This is a genomic window from Hymenobacter terrigena (genome assembly GCF_054776515.1).
This window is the reverse complement of record NZ_BAAHBU010000032.1, coordinates 1-516: the sequence shown is the minus strand read 5'-3', so window position 1 is coordinate 516 and position 516 is coordinate 1. Positions and strand designations below refer to the sequence as shown.

Genomic DNA, 516 nt, shown 5'->3' with positions numbered 1-516 from the left:
AGCCCCAGCTCGGCGGCGACCTCCTCGGCACGGTCCTCCAGATCGGCGCCGCCCAGCGTCAGCCAGCGGTCCAGTGCGGCCGCGTAGGCGTCGTCGGCGCCATCCGCGCCCGTGGCCAGCGCCTCGGTGGCGGTGTCCAGTTCGGCCTGCGCCGCGGCGACCCCGGTGCGGCGGGCCAGGAACGCCCGCACCGACTCACCCTCCCGCCGTTCCGGTTCCTGGGGCAGGTGCCCGACGGTGGCCGTCGGCGGGTTCAGCCGGACCTCGCCGCTGTCCGGTTCGGTCAGACCGGCGAGCACCCGCAGCAGGGTCGACTTCCCCGCGCCGTTGACCCCCAGCACCGCGGTGATCGACCCTTCCGCCACGGTCAGGTCGACCCCGTCCAGCGCGCGCACCGGACCGTATCCGGCGACCAGGCCACTGACCTCAAGCACCGGCCACCATGTTTCCGAAATAGAGTTCGACGACTTCCAGCTGTTCCGGGATGGAGCATACGACCCGGCCAAGGCGTACGGC

General features: G+C 72.9%; 1 protein-coding gene. It reads right to left on the bottom strand.

All coding sequences use genetic code 11. The annotated features are described in order from the left end of the window. Positions 1 to 434: ATP-binding cassette domain-containing protein (locus ACYU7Q_RS21935; protein WP_460611589.1), on the bottom strand; the 434-nt coding region annotated here is incomplete at its 3' end. Positions 435 to 516 lie beyond the last annotated feature (82 nt).